Consider the following 8021-nt stretch of genomic DNA (forward strand, 5'->3'; position numbering starts at 1 on the left):
TCCGACCAGTTTCTCCACCATGTCGAGATACCGGTTGTATGCCTCGAGACTACGTATTTCATATCCCGCGGACAGGATATGACAGGTGTCGAGGCACAGTCCGATTCTGGCATCCCACTCCAGCTCTTCGAGAAGAACGCGAAAATCCTCCAGTCGTCCCCCGAGAGTGTTCCCCTGTCCCGACATGGTCTCCAGAAGAATCTTCACGTTGCACCACGCGGTCTTTTCGAGAACGCTCCTCAGCCCGTTCGCGACGGAGATGAGACCGTCCTCTTTCGAACGGGCCTTGCTGCTGCCGGGGTGCAGGACCAATTTCCCGATTCCCAATTGGTCACAACGCTCCATTTCAAGAAAAAGCGCGTTAACACTGTCTCTGTACACGCTTCCCTCCGCCGCGAGGTTGATGAGGTATGACGCATGGGCGACGACGTCCTTGATGGAGCTTTTTCTCCACGCGGAGAAAAACCGTTCGCATTCCTGGAATGAAAGAGGCGACGCCTTCCACTGGAGCTGGTTTTTGGTAAAAATCTGGATCGCCTCACAACCCAGCACTTTACCGCGCTCAAGAGCACGAAACAAGCCCCCGGCGATGGAGACATGAGCTCCGATCAGTGCCACGACGAAGGGATCTCCTCGGTACATAAAGGACGCAGGAGATCGTACAGCATTCGGGCGGAGGCCCCCCAAAGTTCTTTTTCTTCTGTGGCGGCATAAACGGGATAGAAATGCCTTCCCGACTTTCCAGATCTCCACACGAACCGTGCGGGGTGCAGACACGACGAAAGCGGAAGAAAATGCACGGCCTTCACTTCCTTTGTCGCCGGTCGAAGAGCTTGAGAGGAAGAAATCCCCGTTACTTCTCCCCAGAGAGGAACAATGATGAAATCGCTGGAATAGGCGAATTCGAAAGGAAGAACACCGTAGAGGCGGACACTGGAGCGTTCGATAGCAAGCTCTTCCTCAAGTTCCCGCAATGCCGTATCCTCCGGAGAAAAATCTCCCGGATCCTTTCGCCCTCCGGGAAAGGCAAGCTGTCCGGCGTGTGCTCGCAGGTCATCGCTTCGCTCTTCCAGGAGAAGGAAAAGTTCTCCCCGGATCCGAACAAAGGGAAGCAACACGGCACTCAGCGGAAACGAGTCGAGCATACAAAGCTCCCAGGGAAGCGTCGACACCGGGGGATGCACCGCCCGCAGGCGAGCGAGAAAATCCCCCGGAGACGCCTCCTCCGTGAAAGCACCGTTCCCGCGTGCGACACCGCCGTGGGCTTCTTGCCATCCTTGTCCCGGTGAACGCTTCATGCCCCGCGGTGTCCCGTCATCAATGCAGTTTAACCCTCCCCTGGTAGACGACCCCTCTGGAACCGTCAACCGTGAGGAGCACATTGTCCTGCAGCACTTCCATGGCTTTTTCCGCGCTCACCACGCAGGGGATGCCCAGCTCCAGAGCGACGATGGCCGCATGGCTGGTCAGCCCGCCTTCCTCGGTGATGATCGCCGAGGCTTTTTTCATGGCAGGCAGATAGTCCTTGTCGGTCTGGCGCACCACGAGCACATCCCCCGGCCGCATCTTCTCCAAGGCCTCCTTGGGAGTCGTGGCCTTGCACACGTGCCCTACAGCTTCCTTGCGGATGAGGGAAAGCCCTTTCACCAGAATGCGGCCGATGGTGTGCACCTGCACCATGTTGGTCGTTCCAGGAATGCCCACGGGAACGCCGGCGGTGACCACCACGAGGTCGCCTTCATTGACGAGGCCCTCTTCGAGCGCGGCGGCGAGCCCTGCCTCAAGAGCCTCTTCCGCCGTGGGGGCTTCCTCCTTCAGGACGGAATAGGCTCCCCAGACCAGCGCCAGTTGTCTCCATGTCCTGACGAGAGGCGTCGTGGCCAAAAGGGAGCACGCGGGCCGATACTTGCTCACCATGCTTGCGGTACTGCCGCTCCGGGTGAGGCAGATAATGCTCCGGGCCTTCATGTCCTTGGCGATCTGCACGGCAGCGTGGCTCACCGCATCGGGAACGGAGGTTGTCGCCACGGGAATCGTACTGTGGCGACACCATTTCTCCATCTCCCGCTCGACCCTGGTGACGATTCTCGACATGGTCTCCACGGCCAGGACAGGATATTTCCCCTTCGCCGTCTCTCCCGAAAGCATCACTGCGTCGGCTCCGTCGAGAACGGCATTGGCCACGTCGTTCGCCTCGGCTCTCGTCGGGCGAGGATTCCGGATCATGGAGTCGAGCATCTGAGTAGCGACAATGACCGGTTTCCCCTGGGAGCGGCAAATGTCGATAATGCGCTTCTGTTCGAGAGGGACATCCTCCGTGGGCATCTCCACACCCAAATCCCCCCGGGCGACCATCATGCCGTCGACGACCTGGGCGATTTCCTCAAGGTTTTGCACCGCCTGCTTCGTCTCGATCTTCGCGATGATCTTCATGTGGCCCTGAAATTCTTCAATGATCCGACGGACTTCCATGACATCGGCACGGGTGCGCACGAACGAAACGGCGATGAATTCCATCTCGTGAGCCACACCCCAGCGGATGTCCTCGATGTCTTTTTCCGTCAAGGTCGGCACCGAGAGTTCCGCGTCCGGGATGTTGACTCCTTTTCGCTCTCCCAGCTCCCCACCCACGAGAACGACACAGTGCACCTCCGTCTCGTCGATCTTCTCGACCCGAAGATGCAGGGTCCCATCGTCGATGAAGAGATCCTGTCCCACCTGCAGTTCGTCCGCTAGCTTCGCATAACTGATCCCCACGCAGGACTCGTCTCCCTCCGATCCGTCGTCGGGAATCAGAAGCATTTTCTTTCCCGGGACCAGGTTCACGGATTTTCCGTTCTTCAGCCTGCCCGTACGGATTTCCGGTCCCTTCGTATCCAGAAGCGTCGCTATGGGACGTTTGAGTTCCCGCTCCACATTCCTGACCTGGTCGAGGTTCAGACCATGTCCTTCGTAGGATCCGTGGCTGAAGTTGAAACGCGCCACGTTCATCCCCGCCGCCGCCATGGCGCGCAAGGTATCGTAATCACCGCATGCGGGCCCAAGGGTGCAGACGATCTTGACTTTCCTCATTTCTCTCTCCCTCCGCTCGTGACGCTCCCATGTTTCGTAATGATGAGGGCCTTCCCGCGAATCTTCATGGCAGACGTGTGTTCCGTGAATTGGGAAACCCAGACTTCGCCCTTGTCCAGTTTTTCCGTATGAGTAAACCGCGTTTCCTGTCCCCGTGTCAATCCGATGACGGTAACGCCGTCCTCCAGGGCATGGACAAGGACGAAATCGCTCAAGACAGACTCGGCTGCCGTACCCGTCGTCTCCTTCTCCCGCATGACACAGCCACCTCCACTGGAGAAACCCGACTCGAACTGCTACACATGGACCTCCACCGCACCGTTGAGCATTTCACTGAGACGTGTCGCAAAGGGCTCCTGGGCAGCCACTTTCACGTCCTTCAACCTGATCAGCGTGGATCTTCCCTGCTCAGCGATTTCGAGAAGAACCGGGTTCGGCCCGGGATTCCCCTTGAGTTCTCGAACTAAGTCGCGGATACGGGTCGCGTCCAGGCCGAAGGAATCGACGCGCAAACGCATCCACGGTGCTCTTTCCCGTTCGGTCTGATCCAGGAGGAGAATCTCGTCCGCAAGGAGGTTCAAGCCCCCTCTATCCTGGATTTTTCCCAGAACGAGCACGTAGTTCCCGGAAACAGCCAACGCTTTTGCTTTCATCCAGGTTTTGGGAAAGCATACCACTTCGATCTTCGCATTCGTGTCCTCTATTTCAAGGACACCCATGGGGTCTCCCCGCTTCGTGTACTTCTCCTGGGCCGCTACGACCACACCACCCACTGTTGCGGGAACATCCGGAGACGTCCAATGAGCAAGATCTTCGATGGTACAGGTGGCATACCGGAGAAAGCGCGCCATCTGCTGTTCGAGAGGATGACCGGAGAGGTAGAGCCCCAGTGTCTCCTTCTCGAATTCAAGGAGTTCGTTTCTGGAATACTCGTCGAGTTCAGGAAGCGGAGGTTCCTCGGGAGGCTCGTCCTCCGGGGCGATCTCGAAGAGTGAACGCTGCGCTCCCTGCTTTTCCTGAGCCTGGACATGACGAATGAATTCTTCGAGCACCTGGAGAAACTGCCGCCTGTTTCCTCCGAGTCCATCAAAGGCACCGGCCTTGACAAGGTTCTCGATGATAGATCTGTTGACGACGCGAAGGTCCACACGATTGCAGAAGTCCCAGAGCGAGCGAAACGGCCCTTCCTTGCGACGTGCTGTGAGGATCGCTTCCACCGCCGTGTCCCCCACCCGTGCCACCGCACTCAGACCGAACCGTATCACCTCGTCCACCACGGTGAAATTCGCTCCGGACTCGTTCACGTGAGGGGGACTCACCTGTACTCCCGATTCCCGCACAGCCCGGACATATCGAGCGAGCACGTCCATCTTCGATCCGATCTGGCTGGAAAGGAACGCTGCGAGGAATTCCGCCCGGTAGTGCGCCTTGAGATAGGCAGTCTGATAGCTGATGAGAGCGTAGGCCGCACTGTGCGATTTATTGAATCCATATCCGGCAAAGACCAGAATGATGTCGAAGATTTCCTCCGCCTTTTCCCGGGAGACGCCCTGGGCGGCACACCCCTCAACGAAAGCCCCCTTCTGCTGCAGCATGACGTCCTCTTTTTTCTTTCCCATAGCCCGTCGCAACAAATCTGCTTCGCCGAGGCTGAACCCCGCAAGCTCCGAGGCGATTTTCATGACCTGCTCCTGATAGAGGATCACCCCATATGTTTCCTTCAAAACCTCCGCAAGACGTGGGTGCAGATATTCCACTGGAGCCTGTCCGTGCTTCCGTTTGATGTACTGGTCCACCATGCCGCTCTCCAGAGGCCCCGGGCGATAGAGAGCCAACACGGCGATGATGTCCTCGAACGTGTCCGGTTTGAGCCGCTTCAGGAGCTGTCGCATACCGCCCGATTCAAGCTGGAAGATGCCCATGGTATCCGCCGTTTGGAGCAACCGGAACGTGGCGGCATCATCCAGGGGTAGCCGATTCACATCGGGAACGGTTTTCCCGTTGGACGCAATGTTCGCCAGCGTGTCCTCGATGAGGGACAGCGTCCGGAGACCAAGGAAGTCCATTTTGACCAGCCCGAGCTTTTCCACCGGCTCCATCGCGAACTGCGTGACCACCTGATCGTTCCCTATGCGCCGAACCGGCACGATGTCCGTGATGGCCGTGGGAGCGATGACCACTCCCGCCGCATGCTGCGAACAATGCCGTGCAAGACCCTCGATGCTTCCCGCCACGTCGAGGAGGTTGGCCACTGCGGAATCCGCTTTCCTGAGCGCAGCCAGGTCCGGCGATTTTTCAACCGCCTCGGCAATACTCTTGACACCATCCGGAATGAGTTTCGCCACCTTGTCCGCCTCGGCATAGGGGATGGCAAGTGCTCTCGCCACGTCCTTGACTGCGGCCTTGCTCTTCATCCGGTCGAAAGTGATGATCTGCGAGACGTTCTCTCTTCCGTATTTTTGCACCACGTATTCCAGGACCTCGTCCCGGCGCTTGTCGGAGATGTCCGTGTCGATATCGGGCATGCTGATGCGCTCGGGATTGAGAAAGCGTTCGAAAAGAAGCGTGTATCGAATGGGATCAAGCTCAGTGATCCGCAGTGCGTATGCGACGAGAGACCCCGCAGCGGAGCCCCGTCCGGGGCCCACGGGGATACCCCGCTCCTTCGCCGCATTGATGAAATCAGCCACGATCAGAAAGTATCCGGCAAACCCCATCTGGTTGATGACGCCGAGTTCGTACTCCAGTCTTTTTTCGTACTCCGCTCCGGTTCCCTCGGGGAAACGGGAGAGCAGTCCTTCCCGAGCAACACGTTCCAGGTGGGATTCGAGCGTTTCACCTTCAGGGAGTGAAAAATGCGGCAACTGGTACTGCCCGAAAACAAAGGACACGGAACAGCGTTCGGCGATCTCCACAGTGTTCGTCAGCGCATGGGGCAGCTCATCTCCGAAGAGCGTCCACATTTCCTCGGGGGAGCGGAGATAAAAATCCGAGGCACCGAAGCGGTACCGCCCAGGATCGTTGATGGTGCTGTTGGTCTGTACGCACAGCAACACCTCGTGCCACGAGGCATCCGCCGCGTTCAGGTAATGTGCATCGTTCGTGGCGATGATGGGAATACCCGTCCGTTCCGACACGCGCAGAAGTCCCTTGTTCGCCAGGGCCTGTTCAGAGAGAGCGTTGTGCATGAGTTCCAGGTAGAAGTTGCCCTCCCCTAAAATATCCCGATAGAGGGACGCCCTCTCGCATGCGCCCTCTTCGTCGCCTTCGAGGAGAAGAGAAGGGATCTCTCCGGCCAAGCAGGCCGACGAGCCGATGAGCCCCCGGGCGTATCGCGCAAGCAGTTCATGGTCGATACGTGGTTTGAAGTAGAAACCGTCGGTGTTGGCGATGGAGACGAGCTTGACGAGATTGTGGTATCCCTCCTGATTTTCCGCCAGAAGCAGCAGGTGGTGATTTCGCCCTCTCTTGTCGCGGCAGGTGTGTCCCTGGGGATCCACATAGACCTCGCACCCGATGATGGGCTTGATGTTTTTCTCCCGGCATTTTTCGTAGAATTCAACGGTACCGTACATTGCGCCGTGATCCGTGAGCGCCACGGCCGGGCTCTGAAATTCGGCGGTTCGCCTGGCAAGATCGGCGCACCGGATCGCCCCGTCGAGGAGGCTGTATTCACTGTGCACATGAAGATGCACGAAGGGATGTTTCACTCCTCGGTCACCTCTTCCGATTTTTCCTCTTCTTCGTTTCGAACCATAAGGACCTCTCCTTGGACCCACGACAGAAGTTGCCGCACCGGATCATCCGCTTTCTCCTCATGCCCCGGGGAAAAAGCGTCTTTTCCCGGAGTATGAGGCGTAAGCGCCTGGGATACGGTGGAAGGAACCGAGAACATCTGCCCTGCCCCCTCCGGAGAAGAAGTTTCCGGAGGCAAGGGACTTCTTTCCAAGAGCGTCTCCTTCGTGCCGCAAAGGAGTGAGATCCGGAAGTCCCCGAGAAAACGGTTGATATGTCGCACCAGGGTTGCCGCACCTCGTTCGGAAGCGAGAATGGAACAGGAAAACTCTGCTTTTTCAGGAAGACACAGTTGAAGAACGCCGTCCCCGCAACGGGCGGAGGCATTCACGAGTGCTGCTGCAAGAGCTGGGTCCTTCTGTGCCAAATGTCGCAGCAATCGCTCCCATGCCTGGGGCGAGCAGTCGGGCGGTTCATCCGGATCTCCCTCGGACAGCACGTCGTCTTCGACAAACACGGGAACGGGGTCATTTGCGCCGAGTTGTCGAGAAAGTACCGCAGTCTCCATCTCCTCCGGGAAAAAGGGAACCTCCTCGGGGAAGTTCTCCGGCTCGACATGTCGTCCTTCCGGAGGCAAGGGTTTTGCCGGGAACGACACGCTTCTTTCCTGTCGAGGAAGCATAAGGGGACGGTCCTGCTCGGATTCCGAAACATGAGACATTTCTCCGACGAGAAGTGCCACCAGGAGATCTCCTCGAACACCCATACGCAACCGGGGAAGCCAGCGCGCACAGAAATGCATGCCCTTCCACAGAATTTCCGCCCGCCATCGGGGCGCGTATTCAAGCACGAAAGCAGTTTCCTCTCCGGACAAGGAACGCTTCTCCAGAGCTTTTTCCCCCCAGGAACGGACCACCCAGAGATCACGAAACAAAAGAAAAAGGCTTTCAAAAAGACGTTCCGGATTCGCTCCCCTTTCGAGAAGCTCCTCCAACAACGACAGGGCATCCCCGGGCGATTTCTCCAACTGAACCAGAACGCGCTCCAATTCCCTCCGGCTCCCGCCACCAAGAACTCCTTCGATGGCATTCAACGAGAGGCTTCCCTCTCCGAGGGCGATGACCTGCTCCGCAAGAGAAAGCGCGTCGCGCATCGCCCCATCGGCCTGCCGGGCTATTTCCCAGAGACAAGGCTCTTCGAAGGGAACGCCCTCT

At 58.0% G+C, this 8021-nt stretch carries 6 protein-coding genes; all 6 read right to left on the bottom strand.

The features are described 5' to 3' along the window. A partial coding sequence (locus Q1K49_RS01595) for a deoxyribonuclease IV (protein WP_300522021.1) occupies positions 1 to 618 on the bottom strand: 618 nt, incomplete at its 3' end. Beyond that, positions 609 to 1298, bottom strand: coding sequence for a CoA pyrophosphatase (locus Q1K49_RS01600; protein WP_300522023.1), 690 nt, complete (start codon positions 1296 to 1298; stop codon positions 609 to 611). The genes Q1K49_RS01595 and Q1K49_RS01600, both read right to left, overlap by 10 nt. Positions 1299 to 1317: 19 nt before the next feature. Beyond that, positions 1318 to 3072 (bottom strand): pyruvate kinase, encoded by a 1755-nt coding sequence (gene pyk, locus Q1K49_RS01605; protein WP_300522025.1) that lies wholly within the window; start codon positions 3070 to 3072, stop codon positions 1318 to 1320. Then, positions 3069 to 3329 (bottom strand): trp RNA-binding attenuation protein MtrB, encoded by a 261-nt coding sequence (mtrB, locus tag Q1K49_RS01610; protein ID WP_300522026.1) that lies wholly within the window; start codon positions 3327 to 3329, stop codon positions 3069 to 3071. Before mtrB ends, pyk begins: the two co-directional genes overlap by 4 nt. Positions 3330 to 3368: 39 nt before the next feature. Then, entirely contained in the window at positions 3369 to 6782 is a 3414-nt protein-coding gene (gene dnaE, locus Q1K49_RS01615) for a DNA polymerase III subunit alpha (protein WP_300522029.1), read from the bottom strand. Continuing rightward, a partial coding sequence (locus Q1K49_RS01620) for a hypothetical protein (protein WP_300522030.1) occupies positions 6779 to 8021 on the bottom strand: 1243 nt, incomplete at its 5' end. The genes Q1K49_RS01620 and dnaE, both read right to left, overlap by 4 nt.

The sequence above is a fragment of the Aminiphilus sp. genome, assembly GCF_029975095.1.
Lineage (GTDB): Bacteria > Synergistota > Synergistia > Synergistales > Aminiphilaceae > Aminiphilus.